Consider the following 25,337-nt stretch of genomic DNA (forward strand, 5'->3'; position numbering starts at 1 on the left):
ATCGATTAATTTTATCTAACAGTTTTGTCATATCAGCAATCTATTTTGTAAAAATTTAGCTTTGTTACTAGGTTTTTTGATATAATTGTTTGTAATCCGAACGAACTAGGTCTTAAGATTGAGTGGAGATTCTTCAACCTGTGGTATAATAGCTTGGAGAAGTTAGGAGGAGCAACGTGAAAGTATTATTATATTTTGAAGGTGAAAAAATATTAGCCAAGTCAGGAATTGGCCGGGCACTTGACCATCAAAAGCGAGCACTTTCTGCTGTGGGAATCGAGTATACATTGGATGCTGAATGCACAGATTACGATATATTGCACATAAATACATATGGAATCAATAGTCACAATATGGTGAATAAAGCTCGGAAAATGGGAAAAAAAGTGATATATCATGCTCATTCAACTGAAGAAGACTTTAGAAACTCCTTTATCGGTTCTAATCAACTATCACCTTTAGTTAAAAAGTATTTGGTAAGTTTGTATTCTAAAGCAGATTATTTAATTACACCAACACCTTACTCTAAGGATTTGCTAGAAGGCTATGGAATAAAAGTCCCGATTGCCTCAATTTCGAATGGTATCGATCTGAAGCGTTTTGAACGTTCGAAAACAAAAGAAGAAAAATTCAAGGAGTATTTTAATATCTCAAGCAATCAAAAAGTAATTATTTGTGTAGGATTATATTTTGAAAGAAAAGGAATCATTGATTTTGTTGAGTTAGCTAGACAGTTTCCAGACTATCGTTTTATCTGGTTTGGTCATACGCCAATGTATTCAATTCCAAGAACGATTCGTACGCTTGTTAGAGAAGATCATCCTAAGAATGTTGAATTTCCTGGCTATATAAAAGGAGATATTATTGAAGGAGCCTACTCAGCAGCAGATTTATTTTTCTTTCCTTCCTATGAAGAAACAGAAGGAATTGTGATATTAGAGGCTTTAGCAAGTAAGCAGCAAGTTTTAGTAAGGGATATTCCAGTATATAAAGGCTGGCTTAAAGATAAAGAAAATTGTTACATGGGCTCAACAAATGAAGAATTTGCTTCTTTGATCGAGTCGCTGATCGAAAAAAAACTGCCAAATACCTGTGAGTCAGGATATGAAGTGGCCAAGCAAAAAAGTATTGAACGAATCGGTCATGATTTAAAAGAAGTTTATGAAACAGTATTAAATCGTGGTCATACAAATGAAAGTGAACAAATCTATCTAAAAAATTGAAGGTAATGGAGGGGAACATTGTGAAATTTGGTTTCTTTACAGATACATACTTTCCCCAGGTCAGTGGGGTTGCTACATCAATAAAAACACTTAAAGAAGAACTTGAGAAAAAAGGACATCAGGTCTATATTTTTACGACTACAGATCCTAATGCAAAGGAATTTGAAGAAGACGTGATTCGAATGCCCAGTGTTCCTTTTGTATCTTTTAAAGATAGAAGAATCGTTGTTCGGGGAATGTGGTATGCTTATCTGATTGCTAAAGAGCTGGAACTAGACTTAATCCATACACATACAGAATTTGGAGCAGGTTTATTAGGAAAAATGGTTGGGAAAAAATTAAAAATACCAGTTATTCATACCTATCATACAATGTATGAGGATTATTTACATTATATTGCCAAAGGCAAAGTAGTTCGCCCAACGCATGTAAAATATTTTTCTCGTTTTTTTGCAAATCATACAACGGGTGTAGTTTGCCCTAGTGAGCGTGTCATTGATAAGCTGAGGGAATATGGGGTGACTGCTCCTATGAGGATCATTCCAACGGGTATTGATATAAAAAAATTTGAAAGACCTGATATCACCGAGCAAATGAAAGAAGACTTACGAGAAGAGCTAGGGTTAACTAAAGAGAATATGATGCTTTTATCTTTAAGCCGTATCTCATATGAAAAAAATATTCAAGCAATTATTCAAGGTTTACCAATTATATTTGAACGATTTCCCAATGCTCGTTTCGTGATCGTAGGTGATGGACCCTATGTAGAAAAACTATCTTGCTTAGCAGAAGACCTAAATATTCGTGAAAAGATTCAATTTGTCGGTGAAGTACCTAATGATCAAGTAGCAATCTATTATAAAGCTGCGGATTATTTTGTCAGCGCCTCAACCTCTGAAACTCAAGGATTAACGTATACGGAAGCGATGGCTTCGGGTGTTCCCTGTGTAGTTGAGGGGAATGCTTACTTAAATAATCTATTTGACCATGAAAGTTTAGGACATACATTTGAGAGTGATGATGAATTTGCATCAGCATTTATTGCCTATGTTGAATCAGGGATCAAACCAGATGAAACCATTTTAAAAGATAAACTTTATGAGATATCTGCTTCTTATTTTGGTAATCGAATGTTTGAATTTTACGAAGATATGATTAAATATTATGATCAACGATTGGTAGAAAAAGAAGCTGCTGCTTCAATTGAACGTATTAAAGTTAAATTTACATCTTTAAGAAAATAAATGTTAAAACTTTTATTCTTAGTTTATACTGAGGATAGAAGTTTTTTTATTAAACAAAAATAGGGAGGAAATAAAATGCCACAAATAGGATTTATCGGAACAGGTGTGATGGGCGCTTCGATTGTTAGAAACATGATGAAACATGGACTAAAAGTCAATGTTTATAATCGAACAAAGAGTAAAACTGATGAACTTGTAAAAGAAGGTGCAATTTGGAAGGAGACGCCAGCAGAAATCGCTGCTTCAAGCGATATTATTTTTACAATGGTTGGCTTTCCAAAAGATGTCGAAACGATTTATTTCGATGATAATGGGATCTTCACTGAAAATATCCAAGGGAAAATTATTGTAGATTTGACCACAAGTACGCCGACATTGGCACAAAAAATTGCTGAAAAAGCCAGTGCCCTAGGTGGAGTTGCTTTGGATGCGCCAGTATCAGGGGGAGATTTAGGTGCAAAGAATGGCACATTAACAATTATGGTCGGTGGAGAGAAAGAGGCATATGATCAGTTACTGCCTGTTTTTAAGACGTTTGGAACAACTGTCACTCTACATGGAAATGCCGGAAAAGGTCAGCACACTAAAATGGCAAATCAAATCATGATAGCAGGAACAATGACAGGGATGACTGAAATGCTTGTTTATGCCAATAAAGCTGGTTTAGATTTGGACAAAGTGATCGAAACTCTTTCTGGTGGAAGTGCTGCAAATTGGTCTTTAAGTAACTATAGTCCAAGAATTCTAAGAGAAGATTACACTCCAGGCTTTTTCGTAAAGCATTTTATAAAAGATTTAAAGATTGCATTGGATGAGGCAGAAAAAATGGACCTTGACCTACCATCAACGAAATTAGCAGTTGAACTCTATGAAAAGCTTGCTAATAAAGGTTTTGAGAACGATGGAACCCAAGCTTTGATCAAACTTTGGTGGGATGAAGGAAAACGCTCTTAGATCAAAAATTAAAGAACAGCAAAAAAATGAAAAAAAATGACGAAATATCATGCAAGAAACGCAATGTTTTGATACAATGGTACAGAACTAGTTTGCAGAGGGAGGCCCATTTATGAAACATTCACAACTTGTGGCGATCATTAAAAGACTTGAAGCGATGACTGAAGCAACAGACAACGAAATTCAAGTACGCCGCTTTGAAAAAGAAGGCGTAGAAAAATGCATCGTGAATTATGATAAATCGACTGAAACATTTGAATTAACAGAAAGTGATTCTCAACAAAGCTATCAATTTGATAATATCGATATTGTAGCAATGGAGATCTATGATTTAATTCAATAAAAAAGAATACTCAAAAACCTTGTGGCATACAATTTGTATGCCACAAGGTTTTTTTTACTAAGCGGTTGTCAATTCTTTAAAGATAGTTTTGACAGTAGTTTTTTCTTTGATGCGGTAAGCATTTGAACCAGCAAAGACCAATGCATCCTCTGGTTCTTTCGTCACTGCATTCAACAATGTCTCAGTGATACAATATGGAATCGTTTCGCGATCACAATGTTTATAGGACAAGCAATTACGGCATTTTTCAATCGGAATTTGCTCATGTTTGATTCGCTCAGAAAAACGATTTTTTATAGCTCTACCCGGCATACCTACAGGACTTTTAATGATAGTGATATCTTCTTTTTCAGCTTTGATATACGCCTCTTTAAAAGATTCTGGTGCGTCACATTCTTCTGTTACAACAAAACGTGTAGCCATCTGTACGCCTGAACAACCTAAACTGAGATAATGATCGATATCCTCACGATCAAAAACACCACCGGCAAAAATAACTGGAATTTTTTTATTGAAGTCTGCTCCAAAAGAGTTGACTGTTTCAACGATTTTTATGATCTCTTCGTCCATTTGTTCAATGCTCTGCTCGATCACTTCAGCTTTAAAACCAAGATGTCCTCCAGCTTTCGGACCTTCGATCACAACAAAATCCGCTGTTTTGTTGTACCTTTTTTTCCAGGTACTTAGAAGAACCCTTGCACCCTTATTAGAGGAGACGATTGGTGCTATTTTAGTTTGGCTTCCTTCAACTAATTCGGGTAAATTGATCGGTAGCCCAGCTCCGGAAATAATGACATCCGCGCCAACTTCAACACATCTTTTTACATAACGATCATAGTGAAAAGTTGCCGCCATGATATTGAATCCAATCAGTCCGCCACAAGCGATCTCTTTTGCTTTTTCAAATTGTTTTTGAATGGCGATCATGTTTGCTCTTAGTGGTGACTTTTCAAACGATTCTTCCTGATATCCGATTTGTGCGGTTGATAAAATACCGATGCCACCTTCGCGGCTAACTGCACCAGCTAAATTCGCTAAGCTGACTCCAATGCCCATACCACCTTGGATGATAGGCACTTTTGCAACAAGACCGTCTATTACTAATGGTTTTAAAGACATATTTTTGCTCCTTTGTATTAGTAAAAAAATGTAAATACTTTGATATTCAAACTAAAACAAATGATAGTCAATTGAAGGGGAACTGTCAAATGTTTTTTTTAGAAAGTCAAGAAAGTACCAATTTAAAAATTTTTTTATTTGAAATAGTCTTGATATGATGGGCTTTTTAGTTAAGAATAATTAAAAATCAAATATTTTACTTGCAATCTCTTTTTATATACGATATAGTTTGAACATCAAATGATTTGATTATCAAACTATATGGATGGTGCGCACACATGGAACCTAATTTAGAAACAGTCAACGATTATCTTGTCAGTGTCTTCAATGATATTTTAACGATCGAAGAATCTGAGCTAAAAAAATCACAATTTAATGATCTATCCATTACAGAGATGCATACGATCGAAGCAATCGGTATGTACAAAAAGAAAACCTCTTCAGAAGTCGCAAAAGAATTGTCGATTACTGTTGGCACTTTGACTGTTGCAATCAATAATCTTGTAAAAAAAGGTTATGTTGAACGGATTCGAAGTGAGGATGATCGTAGAGTTGTTAAATTAGGTTTGACAAAGAAAGGGAAATTACTTTTCAGAGTCCACCAACATTTCCATAGAGAAATGGTGAAACGAATTTTAAGCGGAATGGATAAATCAGAAGAGCAAGCATTATTGAAAGCTCTAAAAAATCTTCATGATTTCTTGAAGGAATATAAGTAAAAAGTGAGGGCCAAAATGAACCAATTCGCAAAAATAACTTGTACAGGCCGATATGTTCCTGAAAATGTTGTTTCCAATCAGCAGTTAACAACAATGATGGAGACATCTGACGAATGGATTTCAAGTCGGACTGGGATACGGGCAAGAAATATTGTTACCAATGAAAATACTTCGGACTTATGTATCAAGGTAGCCGAACAATTATTAAAAAAATCTGGTAAAAAACCGGAAGAATTAGATTTTATTCTAGTTGCTACGATGACACCGGATTATGGAACACCTTCTGTTGCATGTTTGGTTCAAGGAAGTATCGCTGCACAAAATGCATTTGCTTTTGATATAAGTGCTGCATGTTCTGGGTTTGTTTATGCTTTAAGTATGGGTGAAAAATTGATACGTACTGGCAAAAGACTTGGAATGATCATTGGCGGTGAAACTTTGTCAAAAGTGATCGATTGGAATGATCGTACAACAGCAGTGCTGTTTGGAGATGGGGCGGCAGGTGTAATACTTGAAGCAGATACTGAAGAACATTTTCTTAGTGAAAAGCTTCAGGCAGATGGGAAAAGAGCTAAGTCGCTAACTTCAGGATATTTAGAAAACAAGAGTCCTTTTTATACAGAATCTTCAGAAGAATCTAATTATCTCAAAATGACAGGCAGAGATATTTATGATTTTTCTTTAAAAGATGTAGCAAGTAATATTCGTGAAATCGTCGAAGAAGATGTTGATTACTTATTACTACATCAGGCAAATAAACGAATCATCGAAAAAATATCTCGAAAGCTCGCTATTCCAAGAGAAAAATTTTTAACGAATATGGAACAAAATGGCAATACTTCTGCCGCGAGCATTCCCTTATTATTAGATGAATCAGTAGAAGCAGGAGTACTGAAAATTGGCTCCGGACAAAAAATCGTGTTAACAGGTTATGGCGGCGGTTTAACGTGGGGATCGATCCTCTTAACGCTATAAGACTGTGACTATATAAATTAAAAAAGAAATTCATTGGAGGAATATACACATGGTATTCGAAAAAATTCAAGCAATTATTGTAGAAGAATTAGGTAAAGAGCCGGAAGAAGTAAAATTAACAACAAACATCCAAGAAGAGTTAGATGCAGATAGTTTAGATCTATTCCAAATCATCAACGAAATCGAAGATGCATTCGATGTAAAAATTGAATCAGAAGACGGCATCACAACAGTGCAGGACTTAGTGACATACGTAGAAAAACAAACAGCAGAATAATCAAGCTCATTTGCTTACACATAGAATTGGCAAAACAAAGTATTTTTGGGAAGCCAAACGCTTGCTGAAAATCTAGCTTTTTTACACTGTTAGTTGGAATTAGAAAGGCTGGTACTAAACTTATTGAGTTTTGTTCCAGCTCTTTTTTCATTAAGGATTTAAGGGAGGTCGTTTATGCGATCACAGATTTGTAAGTTGCTTAACATTCAGTATCCAATTTTTCAAGGTGGAATGGCCTGGATTGCAGATGCTTCCTTAGCAGGAGCTGTTTCAAATGCTGGTGGTTTGGGAATCATCGCAGGAGGTAACGCGCCCAAAGAAGTTGTACAGGCAGAAATTCAAAAAATAAAGAAAATGACAGATAAGCCATTCGGTGTCAATATCATGCTGCTTTCGCCATTTGCAGAAGATATTGTCGATTTAGTTTGCGAAGAAAATGTTCCTGTCGTCACAACGGGTGCAGGAAATCCGAGTAAATACATGGCACGTTTTAAAGAACATAATATTAAAGTAATTCCAGTAGTTCCTTCAGTCGCATTGGGTGCACGAATGGAAAAAATCGGTGCAGATGCTGTAATTGTTGAAGGAATGGAGGCTGGAGGACATATCGGTAAGCTTACAACGATGAGTATCGTACCTCAAGTAGTCGATGCTTTATCGATCCCAGTCATTGCAGCAGGAGGGATCGGTGATGGTCGAGGCATGGCAGCTACATTGATGTTAGGTGCAGAAGGAGTTCAAGTTGGTACGCGTTTTTTAGTCGCAAAAGAATGTACAGTACATGAAAATTATAAAGCCAGGATCATAAAAGCACGAGATATTGATACAACGGTTACGTGCCAACATTTTGGACATCCTGTACGGGCAATCAAAAATAAACTAACGAACGAATATGATCGATTAGAAAAAATTGAATTGAGAAATCCTGAACCAGATCTTGTAAAATTTGACGAATTAGGTCAAGGAGCATTGCGAAAAGCGGTGGTTGAAGGCGATGTGGATCATGGCTCGATCATGGCAGGACAAATTGCAGGAATGATTACAAAAGAAGAAACAGCAAAAGAAATTATTGATTCGTATATTATTGAAATGAAACAAGTTTTTGTAGAGAAATATAGCCAGTGGGGATAATAGTCATTCACATGGCTTTTATGATAAAGAAATTGAATGAAACGAAAAAGTTTTCGGGTGACGAACATTGAGAAATGAAGCTCTCTCGATTTTAAAAGTAAGGAGTAATAGGATGAGAACTGCTTTTGTATTTAGTGGACAAGGTGCTCAATATAGTGGGATGGGCAAGGAATTATTTGATAAAGAAAAAATCGTTCAAGACACGTTTGAAGAAGCTAGTGACGTTTTAGGCTATGATATGGCAGAACTTTGTTTTACTGAAAATAAGCGTCTCAATGAAACGATGTATACACAACCTGCTATTTTAACTGTAAGTATTGCTTTTTTCCGCTTATTGCAGGCAAAAGGCTATCGACCAGATGTCGTAGCAGGACTCAGCTTAGGTGAATATAGTGCACTTGTTGCAAGTGGAGCCATTTCATTTAAACAGGCTGTTCAGCTAGTGGCTAAACGAGGTAAATTTATGTCGGAAGCAGCACCTTCGGGGACTGGGAAAATGGTCGCAGTGATGAACGCAGACCGTTCATTGATTGAAGAATGTTGTCTAAAAGCCAGTGAATTTGGGATCGTTTCTCCAGCAAATTACAATACTCCTCAGCAAATTGTGATTGGAGGAGAAGTGACCGCCGTTGATCAAGCAATAGAATTATTGACAGAGGCTGGAGTAAAACGAATGATCCCGCTAAATGTCAGTGGTCCTTTCCATACCGCACTATTAAAACCAGCTTCTGAAAAGCTTGCGGCCGAATTAGATCAAATTGAGTTTACAGAGATGATGATTCCTGTAATCAGCAATACAACAGCGCAAGTAATGAAACAAGCTGAGGTCAAGCAGTTATTGGAACAGCAGGTTATGTCTGCCGTACGTTTTGCAGATAGTATTGAAACAATCAAAAAAATGGACGTTGATACAATTATAGAAGTTGGGCCAGGAAAAACATTGACTGGCTTTATCAAGAAGATCGACAAAGAAATTCAAACAGCTCGTGTGGAAGATGAAAAAACATTAGCTGAAGCAGAGAATCTTTTGAGTGGGAGGTAACCTATGGACGTAAAAGGAAAAAATGTATTGATAACTGGCAGTACACGCGGCATTGGTAAGGCAGTTGCTTTGGCATTTGCTAAAGAAGGTGCAAATGTTGCTTTAAACGGACGTGGAGCAATCGATCCAGAACAAATTGCAGAGCTTGAAGCGTTTGGTATAAAATGTATCGGAGTTTCAGGAGATATCGCAGACTTTGGTTCTGCAGGTGAGATGATCCAAGAAGTCGTTGACAGCTTAGGTTCAATCGATGTGTTAGTGAACAATGCAGGGGTCACGAATGATAAATTATTATTGAGAATGACAGAAGAAGATTTTACTCGTTGTATCCAAATTAATTTAACTGGAACGTTCAATATGACACAACATGCAGTTAAGCGGATGATGAAACAACGTAGTGGAAGAATCATCAATATGTCCAGTGTTGTTGGTGTGATGGGAAATATAGGTCAAGCAAATTATGCGGCAAGTAAAGCTGGAGTGATTGGGTTGACTAAATCTGTTGCAAGAGAAGTAGCAGCGAGAGGAATCACGTGTAATGCAATCGCACCGGGTTTTATTCAAACAGAAATGACAGATGTATTATCAGATAAAGTAAAAGATCAGATGAGTCAGCAAATCCCGCTGAAATCTTTTGGACAGGTCGAAGATGTCGCTGATGCGACGATCTTTTTAGCTAAAAGTCCTTATATTACAGGGCAGGTCCTAAATATAGATGGCGGCTTAGTAATGAACGGCTAAAAAATGCTTGAAAGGAGCGATCGCATGAATCGCGTAGTAATCACAGGTTACGGTGTTGCATCACCGATTGGAAATGATGCAGATACGTTTTTGGAAAGCTTGCAAACAGGGAAAAATGGCATAGGGCCGATCACGAAGTTTGACGCTAGTGAAACAGGTATAACATTAGCCGCAGAGGTCAAAGAATTTCCATTTGATAAATATTTTGTGAAAAAAGATGCCAAACGAATGGATCTATTTTCATTATATGGCATTTATGCAGCATTAGAAGCAATGGAAATGAGTCATTTAGATACTGAAAAAATCGATGTTGACCGCTTTGGTGTAATGGTAGGTTCTGGTATTGGCGGCCTGCAAACCATTCAGGATCAAGTGATTCGAATGCACGATAAAGGACCGAAAAGAGTTGGTCCGCTATTTATCCCGATGGCGATCGGCAATATGGCTGCTGGTAATATTGCTTTACGTGTGGGTGCAAGAGGAATTTGTTCTGCTACAGTTACAGCATGTGCGACGGCCAATAACTCTATTGGTGAGGCGTTTAGAAACATCAAGCATGGCTATTCTGATGTGATTTTAGCTGGAGGAGCAGAGGCTTCGATTACTGAAATCGGCATTGCTGGATTTGCTTCATTGACAGCTGTAACTTCTTCGGAAGACCCTAACCGTGGTTCGATTCCTTTTGATAAGGATCGTAGCGGTTTTGTCATGGGAGAAGGTTCTGGTATTTTAGTTTTAGAGTCACTAGAACATGCTCAAAAACGTGGAGCTGCGATTTTAGGAGAAATCGTTGGTTATGGTTCTAACTGTGATGCTTACCATATGACATCACCAAGACCGGATGGCAGTGGGGCAGCGAAAGCAATGCAGTTAGCTATTGAAGAAGCATCTGTAGAAGCTGCTGCGATTGGTTACATCAACGCTCATGGTACCAGTACACCATCGAATGATGTAGCAGAAACGAAAGCCATTCAAACAGCCCTAGGAGAAGCTTCAAAAAATGTTCGAGTGAGCAGTACAAAGAGTATGACAGGTCATTCTTTAGGAGCAACTGGCGGAATCGAAGCAATTGCAACACTAAATGCATTGCAACACCAATTCATCCCGCCAACGATCAATATCGAACAACTTGATGAAGCAATCGAAATCGATAATATTGTCATCAATGAAAGCCAAAAGCATACGTTTGATTATGCTTTGACGAATTCATTTGGCTTTGGTGGTCATAACGCAGTACTTTGCTTAAAACGGTGGGAGGATTAACATGAATATCAATGAGGTAAAAGAATTATTAACGCAATTCGATCAATCTACACTGACTGAATTTGATTTAAAAGAAGGTTCATTTGGTCTTTATATGAATAAAAATAAAGGTACGCAAAGAGTTGTTTCTATTGATGAGAATCAGCCAGCCGTGAATTCTAATCCAACTGTTCAAACAGTTTCAGATCATTCTATGGAGCAAAATACAGCGGTCAATGAGCCCACTGAAAGTGCTCCTGTTCCGTTAGCAGAAAATACAGAAGAAATCGTTTCGCCAATTGTTGGTGTTGTTTATTTGAAACCAGCCCCTGATAAAGAAAATTTCAAGCAGGTTGGGGATACTGTGAAAAAAGGTGAAGTCATCTGTATCGTTGAAGCGATGAAATTGATGAACGAGATTACTGCGACTGTTGATGGCGTAATCACTGAGATTCTGATACAAAATGAAGATGTTGTTGAGTTTAATCAGCCATTATTCCGTGTATCAAAAGGAGTGTAAGTATGAATATTCAGGAAATCAAAGAAATCATCCCCCATCGTTATCCTTTTTTATTATTAGATACAGTTGAGGAAATCGTTATTGGCGAAAAAGTGATCGCTAAAAAAAATGTTACGATCAATGAGCCGTTTTTCCAAGGGCATTTTCCAGGTGAACCGGTCATGCCGGGGGTTTTGATACTTGAGGCCTTAGCACAAGCTGGCGCTGTAGCATTATTATCTATGCCTGACTTCAAAGGGAAAACAGCGTATTTCGGTGGTATTGATAAAGCAAAATTTAGACAAAAAGTTGTTCCTGGCGATACATTGATGCTAGAGGTAGAAATTGTGAAAGTAAAATCAGTTGCCGGGATCGGCAAAGCAACTGCGACTGTGAACGGTAAAAAAGTAGCAGAAGCAGAATTGACCTTTATGATTGGATAGGTGAGCTATGTTTTCAAAAGTTTTAATCGCAAATCGAGGAGAAATAGCAGTTCGGATCATTCGTGCATGCCGTGAGCTAGGTATTCAGACTGTTGCAGTATACTCTGAAGCTGATAGGGAAGCATTGCACACACAACTTGCAGATGAAGCAATTTGTATTGGACCGGCCAAGGCAGCAGATTCTTATTTAAATGTTCAGCACGTATTGAGTGCGGCAATCGTTACGAATGCAGAAGCGATTCATCCTGGCTTCGGTTTTTTATCAGAAAATAGTCAGTTTGCTGCGATGTGTGAGGAATGTAATATTACTTTTATTGGTCCTAAGGCAGAAACGATCGATGCAATGGGCAATAAGATCAACGCCCGCACGTTGATGCAAAAAGCAGATGTTCCAGTGATACCTGGCAGTACTGGAGTAATCAATTCGGTAAAGGAAGCACTGGAAATCGCAAATACGATTGGTTATCCTGTAATGTTGAAGGCTGCAGCCGGCGGTGGAGGCAAAGGGATTCGTAAAGTTTTAACGAAAGATGAGCTGCCGCAGCATTTTACATCTGCTCAACAAGAAGCGAAGGCTGCTTTCGGTAACGATGATATGTACTTGGAGAAAATCATTTATCCTGCGCGCCACATTGAAGTTCAGATTTTAGGTGACAAGTATGGGCATGTGATCCATTTGGGCGAACGTGATTGTTCCTTGCAAAGAAACAATCAAAAAGTTCTTGAAGAATCTCCATCTATTGCTATTACACCTGAAAAGCGCCAGTTGTTAGGAGAAACGGCTGTACGAGCTGCTAAAGCTGTTCATTATGAAAATGCTGGAACCATTGAATTTTTGATGGATGTAGATGGAGAATTTTATTTCATGGAAATGAATACGCGTATTCAGGTAGAGCATCCAGTTACAGAAATGGTTACAGGCATCGATCTTGTAAAAGCACAGTTAAAAATTGCTGCAGGGGAAGAATTACCTTACACCCAGAAAGATGTGATAATGACTGGTCATGCCATCGAGTGCCGAATAAATGCGGAAAATCCAGCATTTAATTTTGCTCCTTCACCAGGGAAGATCAATAATTTATTATTGCCAAGCGGTGGTATGGGGCTAAGAGTAGATAGTGCAATGTATTCGGGCTATTCAATTCCGCCGTATTATGATTCGATGATCGCAAAAGTTATTGTTCATGGATCGGATCGAATGGATGCTTTGATGAAAATGCAGCGAGCCTTAAATGAGATCGTAACAGATGGCATTATTACAAATGCTGAATTTCAGCTGGATTTGATCACTCACGACAATGTATTGGCTGGAGAATACGATACTAGCTTTTTACAAGAAACATTTTTACCAAATTGGAAACCAGAAAGCGATAATTAAAAAGGAGCAGGTGTATGGCTTTATTTAAAAAGAAAAACTACATTAGAATCAATCCGAATCGCGCGGGGGACCAATCTTCTGTAAAAAAACCAGCAGTTCCTGACAATATGTGGGCCAAGTGTCCATGTTGTAAACGAACACTGTATACAAAAGATATGGGGGCAGAGAAAGTCTGCCCTTATTGTGGTTATAGTTTTAGGATCGGTGCTTGGGAAAGGCTTGCGTTGACGGTTGATGAGAAGAGTTTTGAAGAATGGGATACAGACATCGAAACGAAAGACCCGCTAAACTTTCCGGATTATCTAGAAAAAATCACTAAAATGCAGGAAAAAACGGAGCTTCATGAAGCTGTTTTGACTGGGAAAGCTCGTATTGATGAACAAGAAATTGCGATCGGTGTGATGGATGCTAATTTTATTATGGGAAGCATGGGAACAGTTGTGGGAGAAAAAATCACCCGCTTATTTGAACGAGCAACACAGTTACGATTGCCGGTAGTCATTTTTACAGCTTCCGGTGGAGCACGAATGCAGGAAGGGATTTTTTCTCTGATGCAAATGGCAAAAATTTCAGCCGCTCTTAAGCGTCATAGTAAGGCTGGGTTGCTTTATGTAACAGTTTTGACGGATCCAACGACTGGAGGCGTTACTGCTAGTTTCGCAATGGATGGCGATATTATTTTAGCTGAGCCGCAAAGTTTGATTGGTTTCGCAGGACGTCGTGTGATCGAACAGACGATTCGTCAAAAATTACCTGATGATTTCCAAAAGGCAGAATTTTTACTGGATCACGGCTTTGTCGATCAAATTGTCGTTAGAAATCAATTACGGGAAGTTCTTAGTAAATTGATAAAGCTCCATACGATGAAAGGGTGGGAATAAAATGGAAAAAACAGCCAATGATATTGTCACCCTAGCCAGAGCACAAGATCGTTTTACATCTTTAGAATATATCGATGCAGTTTTTGATGACTTTATGGAATTTCATGGCGATCGCTATTTTGGTGATGATTTAGCAGTTGTCGGTGGTATTGCGACTTTAGATGAAAAACCAATCACTGTAGTCGGCATTCAAAAAGGGCGTAATTTACCAGAAAATATTGATCGCAATTTTGGTGCGCCGCATCCAGAAGGATATCGGAAAGCCTTACGATTGATGAAACAAGCAGAAAAATTTGGTCGCCCAGTGATTACTTTTATTAATACGGCGGGTGCTTATTGCGGGATTGAAGCAGAAGAACGCGGTGAAGGTGAAGCAATTGCCAGAAACTTATTGGAAATGTCCGATCTAAAGGTTCCAATTATTGCCATCATTATCGGCGAAGGTGGTAGTGGCGGAGCTTTAGCACTTGCTGTAGGTGATGAAGTTTGGATGCTGGAGCATACGATATATGCAGTATTGTCTCCAGAAGGGTTTGCTTCGATATTGTGGAAGGACGGTAGTCGTGCAAAAGAGGCAGCGGAACTGATGAAAATCACAGCAAATGAGTTAAAAGAATTGACGATCATTGATCGAGTGATACCAGAAGAAATGAACGGTGAAGCTTTAGAACAACCTCAAATCAATCGAATGATTCAAAAAGCACTTATTAGTAAATTAAAAGAATTAGCCCAACTTGATACAGAGACGTTACTAGAAAAACGTTACGAACGTTTCCGTAAATATTAAGCCAAAACGGGAATGTGACTGGTTCGAGCAATTGGAGTAAAAATAGAACAGTATGTTTTTTATATTGCTCAGTTTTTTGAAATTGCCGAGGGATCTGACTTTTGGCTATTATTTATCAAGAATTAGAGAGGTTGAGACAGAGGTGTTCAACTCCGAGAAATAAGAAGGAATTCACGGAAATTGATCTTCAAATTTTTGTGAATTTCAGCTTATATCCGAAGGAGTTACTTCTGTTCTCACCGTTTATTCATTTTAAAGGGACTGGGTGGTAACTCATAGAGTTATGTCCCAGTCCCTCGTTTTTTCCGTCAATCACTGTAGACTTCTGAGATCGACCAGATAAAGCCAAAAGGATCTTTGATATTTGCTACTTTGAATTTGTTTGGAACAATGGTTATAGGCATTTCTAAAGTACAGCCGGCATCAAGACTTTTTTCTACAAGTTCGTCAACATTGTCACAGATGAGCTGGATGCAAAATGGTATGCCGTTTAACGTTAAAGGAGACTTTGCTTCGGAGCCAGGTTGCTCATCTGCTAATGCGAATAAACTTTCACCGATGCTAAAGCGAGCAGAACTGCCTTCCTCTGAATGATTCAGTTCGATTCTTTTAGCATTAAACAGCTCTTCATAAAAGTTTATGGCTGTCTCTGTTTTTGGAACAAAAAGATTGATAGATGCTTTTTTGATCGTTACGCTCATTGAGATTCCTCGTTTCATTTTGTTTAAAAAAAGTGTACCATACAAAGTGAAAACAAGGGAAAACGATTGCTTATAACAGAAATTATGTATGAATGAATTTCTGATTAGCATTTATAGAAATTTTTAGGAAAATGCAGTATAATACATACTTAAGGAGTGCTGGTCTAGTACTCCTTTCATTATGAGAAAATTCATCGTGAGGATGAAAGGAGTTTCTATGTTTTCAAAATTTAAACCAACATGGATGGTTGATGCGATCTATAAAATCACCCCGAATCAATTAAAAAAAATGGGGATCAAAGCGGTCTTAACAGATTTAGATAATACATTGATTGCCTGGGACAACCCTGATGGCACAGAAGAATTACTAACGTGGATCTTGGAGATGAAAAATGCTGGGATTCCAGTTGTAGTTGTGTCTAACAATAAATCCAGCCGAATCAAACGAGCTGTCGAAAAATTTGATCTAGCGTATGTATCAAGAGCTCTGAAGCCTTCTACAAGAGGATTTAGAGAAGCTAAAAAAATGTTGAATTTAAAGCCGAGTGAGTTAGTGATGGTGGGCGATCAAATCATGACAGATATCCGCGGTGCTAATGCAGCTGGGATCAGAAACATTTTAGTACGTCCTATCGTAGATACGGATGGCTGGAATACACGAATCAATCGATTTTTTGAACGTAAAATCATGAAACACTTAGCGAAAAAGCACCCGGATATGGTGTGGAAAGGCGGACTAGAATGAGTGAACTTGAAGAAATTCACTGTATAGGCTGTGGCGCAGTCATTCAAACAGAGCTTCCTGATGAATTAGGTTATACGCCAAAAGCGGCGTTAGAAAAAGGCTTGGAGACAGGCGAGGTTTATTGCCAACGCTGTTTTCGCTTGAGACACTACAATGATATCCAGGATGTTCATTTAACTGATGATGACTTTTTACGTCTGTTGAATGAGCTAGGTCGTGAAGATGCTTTGATCGTGAACGTCATTGATATTTTTGACTTCAACGGGTCATTGATTCCAGGTCTGCATCGTTTTATTGGTGATAATCCAGTATTGATGGTGGGCAATAAAGTCGATATCTTGCCAAAATCATTAAAGAAACCGAAAATGATCCAGTGGATGAGAGAACGGGCGCATGAAGAAGGGTTGCGTCCAGTTGACGTATTATTGACAAGTGCGAAGAAACCACAGGAAATGGAAAATTTGCTTGAAACGATCGAAAAACATCGTGAAGGTAGAGATGTTTATGTAGTGGGGGTGACCAATGTTGGGAAATCAACACTGATCAATCAAATCATCAAGCAAACGGCTGGTGTGAAGGATGTTATCACAACGTCGCAATTTCCAGGGACAACATTAGATAAAATCGAGATCCCGTTAGATGATGGTCATTTCTTGATCGATACGCCAGGAATCATTCATCGTCACCAAATGGCTCATTATCTAGGTAAAAAAGATTTGAAATTGATTGCTCCGCAAAAAGAAATAAAACCAAAAGTTTATCAGTTGAACCCAGAGCAGACCCTATTCTTGGGTGGATTAGCTCGTTTTGATTTTGTTCAGGGGGAACGTAGCTCATTTATCGCTTATGTTTCTAATGATCTGTCTATCCACAGAACGAAGTTAGCAAAAGCAACAGAGTTTTACGAAAAACATGTTGGCGGATTGTTACAACCGCCGCGCCCAAATGAAGTGGCAGACTTTCCAGAGTTGGTTCGCTTTGAATTTTCGATCAAAGAAAAAACAGATATCGTCTTTGCGGGGTTAGGTTGGATCACTGTGATGCAACCTTGTGTAGTTGCAGGCTGGGCTCCCAAAGGCGTCGATGTTTTAAGAAGAAAAGCATTGATATAAAAACGAGTGAACATAGAGAGAAGGAAAATTAGTGGAATTAAGAGGAAAACAAAAGCGTTATTTACGTAGTCAAGCCCATCATTTACAACCGATCTTTCAAATCGGTAAAGGTGGATTAAATTCAGCGATGGTCGTACAGATCAACGAAGCACTAGAAAAGCGCGAACTGATCAAAGTCACACTATTGCAAAATACAGATGAAATAGCTGAAGAAGTAGCAGAATCTTTAAAAACTGAGATTCATTGCGACATCGTTCAAATCATCGGTCGTGTACTCGTTTTATTTAAACCATCATCAAAAGAAAAATACCAAAAGATCTCTAAAGAAGTTAAAGCAATTTAAACCTTGGAGGGAAGTAAAAATGGGGACAAGTACGAATGCTGCATTGAAAACGCAAGTGATTGTTGAAGAAGCTGAATTATTTCAAAAACGAAAGCAAGTAGGAATTTTAGGCGGTAATTTTAATCCAGTTCATACAGCTCATTTAGTGATGGCAGACCAAGTGCAACAACAGCTTGGTTTGGATAAAGTTTATTTGATGCCGAGCTATTTGTCGCCGCATGTGGATGAAAAACAGACGATCGACAGTGAGCATCGCTTAAATATGCTAGAGTTGGCGATTGCTGACAACAGCAATTTAGCGATTGAACCAATTGAGTTATTTCGTAAAGGCAAAAGTTATACCTATGATACGATGAAGGCCTTGACCCAAAACAATCCCGATACAGATTATTATTTCATCATTGGTGGAGACATGGTAGAATATTTACCAAAGTGGTATAAAATCGATGAATTATTGACACTTACCAATTTTGTTGGGATTCGCCGACCTAATTATGGGACGATCACATCGTACCCGATCATTTGGGTCGATGTTCCGCAAATGGATATTAGTTCGACCTTGATTCGTGAAAAAATGAAAAATGGCTGTTCGACTCGTTACTTACTGCCTGATAGTGTGATACACTATATAGAAGAAAAGGGGCTGTATGTCGATGAAATTTAGCGGAGCTTATACATCCTTAAAACGAGAAGAACTAATGCAAAAAGTTCAAATGCGTATGAGTGAACGTCGTTTTTTACACGTATTAGGTGTGGAAGAAACGGCTGTTGCCTTAGCAGCTAAATACGGCGCTTCCGAAGAAAGAGCCAGTATTGCAGCTTTGACTCATGATTATGCAAAAGAACGTCCAGATGAAGAATTTGAATTGATTATTCAGCGGGATGGATATGACCCTGAGCTTTTAGCCTATGGAAACGCAATATGGCATGGGTTGGTCGGTGCTAGTATGGTGGAAAGAGAGCTTGGTATAGAAGATGAAGAAATTCTTCAGGCGATTCGTCTTCATACAACAGGTGCTGCTGAGATGAGTTTGTTGGATAAGATCATTTACGTTGCTGATTATATTGAACCTGGTCGAGATTTTCCAGGAGTGAAGGAAGCAAGAGAATTATCTTTACTTGATTTAGATAAAGCTGTTGCTTACGAAACGAAGCATACACTGATGCATTTAATTGAAAAAGAACAAAAAATTTATCCCAAAACAATTGAAACATATAATTATTGGGTAAGTAAGAAAAGAGGAAAAGATCATAGATAGTCAACAGATATTAGAAATCGCTGTAAAAGCAGCGGATTCAAAACGTGCAGAGGAAATCGTCGCTTTAGATGTACATGAGATTTCACTTTTAGCAGATTACTTCATGATTTGTGAAGCCACAAGTGAACGTCAAATCAACGCTATTGTGGAAGAAATCATTGAAAAAGAAGAAGAAGCACAAGTAGAAGTAAAAAGAATCGAAGGGAAAGATGGCGGGAAATGGGTCTTGATTGATTTAGGTGAGATCATTGTCCACGTCTTCCAATCATCAGAGCGTACTTTTTATAATCTAGAAAAACTTTGGTCAGATGCACCAATGGTCGATCTTCACGCTTGGGTCGAGTAACATGGCATATGAAACATTTGCTTTTGTATACGATGAAGTAATGGACGACAGTCTTTATGACGAATGGCTGGCTTTTTCAAAGCGTCATTTACCAGAAGATAAAAAAGAGGTCTTAGAAATGGCTTGCGGTACAGGTGCATTGGCTGTGAATTTTGCGAAGGCGGGTTTTTCAGTAACGGCATTGGATCTATCTGAAGAAATGCTGATGATGGCAAGCAAGAGAGCGGCAGAAGAAGAGGTCCATATTCAGTTTGTTCAAGGAAATATGATGGATCTATCTGAAATGGGCCAATACCAGGCAATCACCTGTTTCTCTGATTCTCTATGCTACATGGAAAATCGTCAGGAAATCCAGCAAGTCTTTGATGATACCTATCAAGCGTTGGAAGAAGAGGGTATTTTTATTTTTGATGTCCATTCTGTTCATCAAGTAGATCATGTGTTTCCAGAGTATAGCTATCATTATCAAACGGAAGAGTTTGCTTTTTTGTGGGATAGCTACCCTGGAGAAAAAGAACACAGTATTGAGCATTTTCTGACTTTCTTTGTGAAGGAGCATGAGAGTGATGAAGTGTTTATTCGTCAGGATGAACTTCATAAAGAGCGGACATATTCTATGGATAATTACTTGATGATGCTTGAAAGTGCGGGATTTGTGAATGTTGAAGTTTATGCTGATTTCACAGATGAAGCACCCGCAGAAGAAAGTAAACGCTGGTTTTTTGTCTGCCAAAAATAAAAAGATACTTAAGATCGACGTGTGAGCAGTGTGAAGCTTGTGAGCTTTTGCCTGCTCTTTTTTTATAAGGAAAGTAAAAATAATCTGAGTAAAGGAGAAAACGAAATGAAGAGCTGCGGTATCATCGTTGAATACAATCCTTTTCATAATGGTCACCAGTATCATGCAAAAATGGCTCAGGAACTAAGTCAAGCGGATGTAGTGATTGCTGTCATGAGTGGAAATTTTTTGCAAAGAGGAGAGCCAGCGATCATCGATAAATGGACGAGAGCAAAAGAAGCGCTAAGTCATGGTGCTGATTTAGTGGTCGAACTGCCATTTGCTTATGCTGTGCAATCGGCAGATTATTTTGCTAGGGGGGGCATCAAGCTTCTTCATGCGCTGGAGTGTGATTCATTATGCTTTGGTACAGATGATCGCTCTGAGATGGATTATCAAAGATTTGGTGCGTTTGTGAAAGACCACCAAACTGAAATCGATCAGCAATATCAAACGATCAAAAATAATGGGATGAGCTATCCACAGCAGATGACGGAAGTTTTTCGCAAAATTTATCCTGAAAACGGACTTAATTTTTCTACGCCAAACCATATCTTAGGCCTAAGTTATGCAAAAGAAAATGCCCATTATGATAAACCGATGGTATTATATCCGCTAAAACGAGAGCAGGCTGGCTATCACGACTTGAAGATACATAGCCGATTTGCTAGTGCAACGGCGATTAGGCAAGCTGTTTTTGCTAATGAACTTTCAGGAATCAGACAAGTTTTACCTGAACAAGTAAGTAAAGATCTGGAACAAGCTGCTATCGTGTCATGGGAAAATTATTGGCCGTTATTGAAATATAAATTGATCAGTAGTTCAATCGAAGAGTTGCAGGAGATTTATCAAATGAAAGAAGGCATTGAATATCGCCTAAAAGAAGCTGCCAAGGATGCTGATTCTTTTTCTGTATTTATAGAAAAAGCAAAAACAAAGCGCTATACTTGGACACGTTTGCAAAGGTTAGCGACGTATCTTTTGATTAATGTAAGTCAACAGGAAATCGAAGCTTCCTGGCGCCATAGTCATTTACATGTATTAGGTTTTACAGAGAAAGGACAGCAGTATTTAAAGGAAAAGAAAAAGACTGTGTCCTTACCGCTGATCACTAAAGTATCTAAAACTTTGAATGATCGATTGTCATTAGATATCCGTAGTGATCAGATTTATCGTTTAGGAAATACTGCTATTTCGGAACAAAATTTTGGTCGAAGTCCAATCCGTTTGCCATAAAAGCAAAAAAGACTTAACAAAAGTTTGATTGACAAGTATAATAAGAAAGGCGCAATAATCAAAAAAACTATAATGAATGAAAGCGAAGTGAGAATATGGGTCGTAAGTGGGCAAATATTAAAGAGAAAAAAGCTGCCAAAGACGCGAATAACAGCCGAGTTTATGCGAAATTCGGAATCGAGATTTACGTAGCAGCGAAATCGGGTGATCCTGACCCTCAAGCAAATCAAAAATTACGGTTTGTTATCGAGCGCGCAAAAACATATAATGTACCAAAACATATCATTGATCGAGCAATTGAAAAGGCGAAAGGCTCAGGAGACGAACAATACTCTGAGTTACGCTATGAAGGCTTTGGTCCAAATGGATCGATGGTGATCGTAGATGCACTGACAAATAATGTGAATCGTACAGCTTCTGATGTACGTGCAGCTTTTGGTAAAAATGGTGGAAATATGGGTGTCAGTGGTGCTGTTGCTTACATGTTCGATCATACAGGTGTGATCGGTTTTGCTGGTGATGATGCAGATGATATTCTTGAATACTTGATGGAAAAAGATATCGATGTTCGTGATGTAACAGAAGAAGATGGACAAATCATTGTTTATACTGAGCCTGAGGATTTACATGCAGTGCAAGAAGCATTAAAAGAAAAGGGCATCGAAGAATTTTCAGTGGCAGAATTAGAAATGATTGCACAAAATGATGTCGAGCTGTCTGGAGAAGATCTAGAAAAATTCGAAAAAATGATTGATGTGCTGGAAGATTTAGATGATGTTCAAAAAGTATACCACAACGTTGACTTAGGTGAATAAGGGATTTTTTAACAGAATGAGACAAAAGTCGCTTTGGTTCTAGCAATGGGAGTAGCAGCCGAACAATATGTTCTTCGTATTGCTCGTTTTTTGCAAAATTGCTGAAGAATTTGACTTTTGAACATTGTTTATAAAAAAAGCAATGACCGGAACAAAACTAGAATACAGTTTTGTTCCGGTCTTTTTTTGTACCTAAAAAGAAGACAAAAAACCCTTCATACACACACTATATGAAGGGAAACACAATATGAAAAACTAAGAACAAGAACATAATATCACTTTCTTTTGGAATTCTCAAATATTTAGCATTTTATAGAAATTTTTGAGAATTTATAAGACGAAGAAATCTATTTATATAATTTTTCGTTATTTAATCGATTGCCTTAGAGAAGAAACCATAGCGTACTATATTATAAAATAATTTAAAATATTCTTTTTATGTTTCATTTATAACAAGTATTAATCAATAAATAATCCTAAAAAACAAAGCGTAGCATAAGGAAATCAGCCTCAAAATATAAGCTGTTATTAATAGAAATTATTCTGCGATTCCTGTTTCAATTATTTTACTTTATCATTTTAGCAGTATAGAATCTATTTAAAACTATTGTTTATGAAGATAACTAAATAACATTTAAATAATAAAAACGGCTGTGAAAAGTAAATTTGGTTAAGGGGGAGAGGAAGTTGAAAAGAGTAGGAACTGTTTTGTCTTTGTGTGTTTTGCTATTATTCGTTATTGGAGATTCTATTCGAGCAACTGCTGATGAGAGTCAGACTGCGCTTCAGACAACTTCTACGGAAAATCTGAATGAATCAACAGAATCATCCAGTGAGATGTCATCAGAAATAAATATCCAATCAACAGATCAAACAGAGGAAACAATCAATAGCAAAAAAGAAGTCGTAGAAAATGAAACCGTTCCTACAGATGTCAAAGAGTATGTGGCACCAGATCCTCGAACAGTTTCTGTCGGAAATAGTACACTCAGTTCTTCAGTAGCCAGCGGTTCATATGGACAGGACATTGTTACGATTTCATATGACTATAGCATTACTGTTATTGGATTAGCAATCAATGATAAACCAATCATCGCTATACAACTGCCATCTGAGATCGCTAACCAAATAAACAACGATGTTACAAAGCAGCAGGATTTTTTAGCTTTACTCACAGGGACAGTCAGCTATCCTGGAACCACAAATCAAGATATCCATAGTACGACGAATTCAGTCAGCTTATCCTACAGTAATACTTATAATTCCATTTATGTGACGTTTCCAACGAGTTCATTAGTTTTACTTCCAGGAACTAAATGGTCTGTTTCTCTCTCCTTTGATGTTGGTGCGATGTATAAACGTGGGATCTCGATTCCAGCAGCCACAGGGGCAAATTATCCGATTCGAGGAACCTTTACAGATGTCGGCACAGGGTTAGGGGCAATCAGTATCATTGTCGGAAACAATACTAAAACAGGGACGATCAATAAAACGCAGTTGGTTTTAGGCACATATCCAGTGCCGCGTGTCACGCCTGCTAGCGTCAATACACTTTCCCATCTTCAAACAAATGTGACCGGGAATATCCAGCAGACACAAGACAGCGGCTATAATTATACCGTTCAGCTCACCATCAATCATACAGATGGGACAACGACACCGATTATTGTTAACAATATACCAGTAGACAGTTCGGGAAATTTTAGTACAACATTATCTTCTGCGCTTGAATATGGTGATACGCTATCTTCGATCGTTTATGCTAGATCCAAGACAAATACGGATTATGTTCAAAGTGCATCTTCAACACTTCGAACAGTGAGCTGGACGATCAATCCAGTCAGTGCTATCACAGTAGTCGGCGGGGCAACTCAATTATCAGGAACAGCAACACAAACTTCACTGGGGAGTTATCAAGTGAAATTACAAATAAACAACGGTACGACCTATACTACTTCTTTAAACGCTAACGGAAGTTTTCTGTTTTCCGGGTTACCCACTTTCCAAGGTGGAGAATCTGTCAAAATCTGGATCCAAGGTCTAAGTACACGTACAGGGGCTCAGCTTTTAGCAAGTAGTGATTTCATACGGACAGTTCCTTATCCAGTTCCACAAATCTCACTCGTTCAAACGATTGAACGTAGAAATGCTCAAGGCAATTGGGAGTCTGCATCATCGGTCGTTACGGGTCAAACTGTTCGTTATACCTTGACGGCTACTTTAATTAATCAACCAGCAACATGGATGAACCAACAATTGAAATCGTCGATTCCAGCCGGTTTAACGCAATTAAGTGCAGCAACGTTGACGAAAAAATCAGCAGCTGGTGTCAGTACACCAGTCTTGGGTGTTCAGCTCTTAACAGATACGAATTCAAATACACAATATTGGTATTATCAAAATACATTAGCAGCGAATAATTTTACTGAAGCCAATACCAGTTTTATCTTGCAATATACAGGAGTTGTAGCTGATGGAGCTGTAGATCAAACCCTTGCATTTTTAGATACGATCAACGGGAGTGATGGTGGAGGAACAGCGATTCCTACTCAAAGCAGTATCGCTTCTACAACAGTAAAAAGCGGTGCATTACGATTTGTTCAGTCTCCTACACAAATTTCATTCACTAAAATACCGATTCCAAATAAAACAACTGCTTACAGTCCTAGTAATATAAACGCTCCTCTTGTTATTGCAGACGGTCGTGTGACAAAAAGTCAATGGCATTTGCTTGTTAGAGAAAGTCAAGCGATGCACTCGACAACAACAAGTAAAACAGTCAATCAGGCGTTTGCTTACCGGAAAAGCGGGGTTGATTATCCGATTACTACGTTAGCTTCAGAAGTGTATGCCTATACAGCAGCAGATGATACGAACGTTCAGATCCCTTGGAATCAGCAGAATGGACTGTTTTTAAAAATAGGTCCAGATATCAATATAAATGTAAATGAGGCATATACAGCTGAATTACAGTGGATTTTATCTGATACACCAATTTAAATTG

General features: G+C 38.2%; 28 protein-coding genes. 26 read left to right on the forward strand and 2 right to left on the reverse strand.

Going from position 1 to position 25,337, the window contains the following annotated elements; all coding sequences use genetic code 11:
* Window positions 1-176: 176 nt before the first annotated feature.
* From A5889_RS13120 to A5889_RS13135, 4 genes are all read left to right on the forward strand, one after another.
* Window positions 177-1,223 (forward strand): glycosyltransferase, encoded by a 1,047-nt coding sequence (locus A5889_RS13120; RefSeq protein ID WP_087639252.1) that lies wholly within the window; start codon window positions 177-179, stop codon window positions 1,221-1,223.
* 20 nt (window positions 1,224-1,243) lie between these two features.
* Window positions 1,244-2,467 (forward strand): glycosyltransferase family 4 protein, encoded by a 1,224-nt coding sequence (locus A5889_RS13125; protein WP_087639253.1) that lies wholly within the window; start codon window positions 1,244-1,246, stop codon window positions 2,465-2,467.
* Window positions 2,468-2,542: 75 nt separating this feature from the next.
* Entirely contained in the window at window positions 2,543-3,421 is an 879-nt protein-coding gene (locus A5889_RS13130; protein WP_087639254.1) for an NAD(P)-dependent oxidoreductase, read from the forward strand.
* A 112-nt stretch (window positions 3,422-3,533) separates the two neighbouring features.
* Complete coding sequence (locus A5889_RS13135; RefSeq protein WP_069663497.1) at window positions 3,534-3,764, forward strand: YkuJ family protein; 231 nt, start codon at window positions 3,534-3,536, stop codon at window positions 3,762-3,764.
* Between the two features lie 57 nt (window positions 3,765-3,821).
* Here A5889_RS13135 and A5889_RS13140 read toward each other — a convergent pair whose 3' ends face one another.
* The gene (locus tag A5889_RS13140) at window positions 3,822-4,883 is read right to left on the reverse strand and encodes an NAD(P)H-dependent flavin oxidoreductase (protein ID WP_087639255.1); all 1,062 of its coding nucleotides are present in this window, start codon (window positions 4,881-4,883) and stop codon (window positions 3,822-3,824) included.
* Between the two features lie 278 nt (window positions 4,884-5,161).
* Between A5889_RS13140 and A5889_RS13145 the strand changes: the two genes are divergently transcribed.
* The 12 genes from A5889_RS13145 to A5889_RS13200 all read left to right on the forward strand — a co-directional run bounded on the left by A5889_RS13145 (window position 5,162) and on the right by A5889_RS13200 (window position 14,998).
* A complete protein-coding gene (locus A5889_RS13145) occupies window positions 5,162-5,602 on the forward strand; it encodes a MarR family winged helix-turn-helix transcriptional regulator (protein WP_069663499.1) in 441 nt (146 codons plus the stop codon).
* 15 nt (window positions 5,603-5,617) lie between these two features.
* Window positions 5,618-6,577, forward strand: a complete 960-nt coding sequence (locus A5889_RS13150) for a beta-ketoacyl-ACP synthase III (protein WP_087639256.1) — start codon at window positions 5,618-5,620, stop codon at window positions 6,575-6,577.
* Between the two features lie 49 nt (window positions 6,578-6,626).
* Window positions 6,627-6,854 (forward strand): acyl carrier protein, encoded by a 228-nt coding sequence (locus A5889_RS13155; RefSeq protein ID WP_087639257.1) that lies wholly within the window; start codon window positions 6,627-6,629, stop codon window positions 6,852-6,854.
* A gap of 174 nt (window positions 6,855-7,028) precedes the next feature.
* A complete protein-coding gene (gene fabK / locus A5889_RS13160) occupies window positions 7,029-7,985 on the forward strand; it encodes an enoyl-[acyl-carrier-protein] reductase FabK (protein WP_087639258.1) in 957 nt (318 codons plus the stop codon).
* Window positions 7,986-8,097: 112 nt separating this feature from the next.
* Window positions 8,098-9,027 carry an ACP S-malonyltransferase gene (fabD, locus tag A5889_RS13165; protein WP_087639259.1) on the forward strand — a complete coding sequence of 310 codons (930 nt, stop codon included), beginning with the start codon at window positions 8,098-8,100 and terminating at the stop codon, window positions 9,025-9,027.
* A 3-nt stretch (window positions 9,028-9,030) separates the two neighbouring features.
* Entirely contained in the window at window positions 9,031-9,768 is a 738-nt protein-coding gene (gene fabG / locus A5889_RS13170) for a 3-oxoacyl-[acyl-carrier-protein] reductase (RefSeq protein ID WP_087639260.1), read from the forward strand.
* A gap of 24 nt (window positions 9,769-9,792) precedes the next feature.
* Window positions 9,793-11,031 carry a beta-ketoacyl-ACP synthase II gene (gene fabF / locus A5889_RS13175; RefSeq protein WP_087639261.1) on the forward strand — a complete coding sequence of 413 codons (1,239 nt, stop codon included), beginning with the start codon at window positions 9,793-9,795 and terminating at the stop codon, window positions 11,029-11,031.
* Between the two features lies 1 nt (window position 11,032).
* Complete coding sequence (gene accB, locus A5889_RS13180; protein ID WP_087639262.1) at window positions 11,033-11,530, forward strand: acetyl-CoA carboxylase biotin carboxyl carrier protein; 498 nt, start codon at window positions 11,033-11,035, stop codon at window positions 11,528-11,530.
* A 2-nt stretch (window positions 11,531-11,532) separates the two neighbouring features.
* Window positions 11,533-11,952, forward strand: coding sequence for a 3-hydroxyacyl-ACP dehydratase FabZ (gene fabZ / locus A5889_RS13185; protein ID WP_087639263.1), 420 nt, complete (start codon window positions 11,533-11,535; stop codon window positions 11,950-11,952).
* A gap of 7 nt (window positions 11,953-11,959) precedes the next feature.
* A complete protein-coding gene (locus A5889_RS13190; RefSeq protein WP_087639264.1) occupies window positions 11,960-13,330 on the forward strand; it encodes an acetyl-CoA carboxylase biotin carboxylase subunit in 1,371 nt (456 codons plus the stop codon).
* 14 nt (window positions 13,331-13,344) lie between these two features.
* Entirely contained in the window at window positions 13,345-14,211 is an 867-nt protein-coding gene (gene accD, locus A5889_RS13195) for an acetyl-CoA carboxylase, carboxyltransferase subunit beta (RefSeq protein ID WP_087639265.1), read from the forward strand.
* Window position 14,212: 1 nt separating this feature from the next.
* Complete coding sequence (locus tag A5889_RS13200; protein WP_087639266.1) at window positions 14,213-14,998, forward strand: acetyl-CoA carboxylase carboxyl transferase subunit alpha; 786 nt, start codon at window positions 14,213-14,215, stop codon at window positions 14,996-14,998.
* Window positions 14,999-15,306: 308 nt separating this feature from the next.
* On the opposite strand, the gene A5889_RS13205 is transcribed toward A5889_RS13200, so the two are convergent.
* On the reverse strand, window positions 15,307-15,699 hold the full coding sequence (locus tag A5889_RS13205) for a VOC family protein (RefSeq protein ID WP_176372723.1): 393 nt from the start codon (window positions 15,697-15,699) through the stop codon (window positions 15,307-15,309).
* Window positions 15,700-15,916: 217 nt separating this feature from the next.
* Here A5889_RS13205 and A5889_RS13210 point away from each other — a divergent pair, with 217 nt between their 5' ends.
* The 10 genes from A5889_RS13210 (at window position 15,917) to A5889_RS13255 (ending at window position 25,333) form a co-directional block, all read left to right on the forward strand.
* Complete coding sequence (locus tag A5889_RS13210) at window positions 15,917-16,444, forward strand: YqeG family HAD IIIA-type phosphatase (RefSeq protein ID WP_087639268.1); 528 nt, start codon at window positions 15,917-15,919, stop codon at window positions 16,442-16,444.
* A complete protein-coding gene (yqeH, locus tag A5889_RS13215) occupies window positions 16,441-17,556 on the forward strand; it encodes a ribosome biogenesis GTPase YqeH (protein WP_087639269.1) in 1,116 nt (371 codons plus the stop codon). The genes A5889_RS13210 and yqeH overlap by 4 nt, the downstream gene beginning before the upstream one ends.
* A 31-nt stretch (window positions 17,557-17,587) precedes the next feature.
* Window positions 17,588-17,899 (forward strand): ribosome assembly RNA-binding protein YhbY, encoded by a 312-nt coding sequence (yhbY, locus tag A5889_RS13220; protein WP_087639270.1) that lies wholly within the window; start codon window positions 17,588-17,590, stop codon window positions 17,897-17,899.
* Between the two features lie 19 nt (window positions 17,900-17,918).
* Window positions 17,919-18,563, forward strand: a complete 645-nt coding sequence (locus A5889_RS13225; RefSeq protein ID WP_087639271.1) for a nicotinate-nucleotide adenylyltransferase — start codon at window positions 17,919-17,921, stop codon at window positions 18,561-18,563.
* Window positions 18,553-19,158 carry a bis(5'-nucleosyl)-tetraphosphatase (symmetrical) YqeK gene (gene yqeK / locus A5889_RS13230; RefSeq protein WP_422389703.1) on the forward strand — a complete coding sequence of 202 codons (606 nt, stop codon included), beginning with the start codon at window positions 18,553-18,555 and terminating at the stop codon, window positions 19,156-19,158. The genes A5889_RS13225 and yqeK overlap by 11 nt, the downstream gene beginning before the upstream one ends.
* A gap of 7 nt (window positions 19,159-19,165) precedes the next feature.
* Complete coding sequence (gene rsfS, locus A5889_RS13235) at window positions 19,166-19,504, forward strand: ribosome silencing factor (protein ID WP_087639273.1); 339 nt, start codon at window positions 19,166-19,168, stop codon at window positions 19,502-19,504.
* A 1-nt stretch (window position 19,505) separates the two neighbouring features.
* Entirely contained in the window at window positions 19,506-20,243 is a 738-nt protein-coding gene (locus A5889_RS13240) for a class I SAM-dependent DNA methyltransferase (protein ID WP_087639274.1), read from the forward strand.
* Window positions 20,244-20,348: 105 nt separating this feature from the next.
* Entirely contained in the window at window positions 20,349-21,518 is a 1,170-nt protein-coding gene (locus A5889_RS13245) for a nucleotidyltransferase (RefSeq protein WP_087639275.1), read from the forward strand.
* A gap of 95 nt (window positions 21,519-21,613) precedes the next feature.
* Entirely contained in the window at window positions 21,614-22,333 is a 720-nt protein-coding gene (locus tag A5889_RS13250) for a YebC/PmpR family DNA-binding transcriptional regulator (RefSeq protein WP_087639276.1), read from the forward strand.
* Between the two features lie 837 nt (window positions 22,334-23,170).
* Complete coding sequence (locus A5889_RS13255) at window positions 23,171-25,333, forward strand: hypothetical protein (protein WP_422389719.1); 2,163 nt, start codon at window positions 23,171-23,173, stop codon at window positions 25,331-25,333.
* Window positions 25,334-25,337: the final 4 nt, after the last annotated feature.

This window comes from Enterococcus sp. 9D6_DIV0238 (genome assembly GCF_002174455.2).
GTDB classification, from domain to species: domain Bacteria; phylum Bacillota; class Bacilli; order Lactobacillales; family Enterococcaceae; genus Enterococcus_L; species Enterococcus_L dunnyi.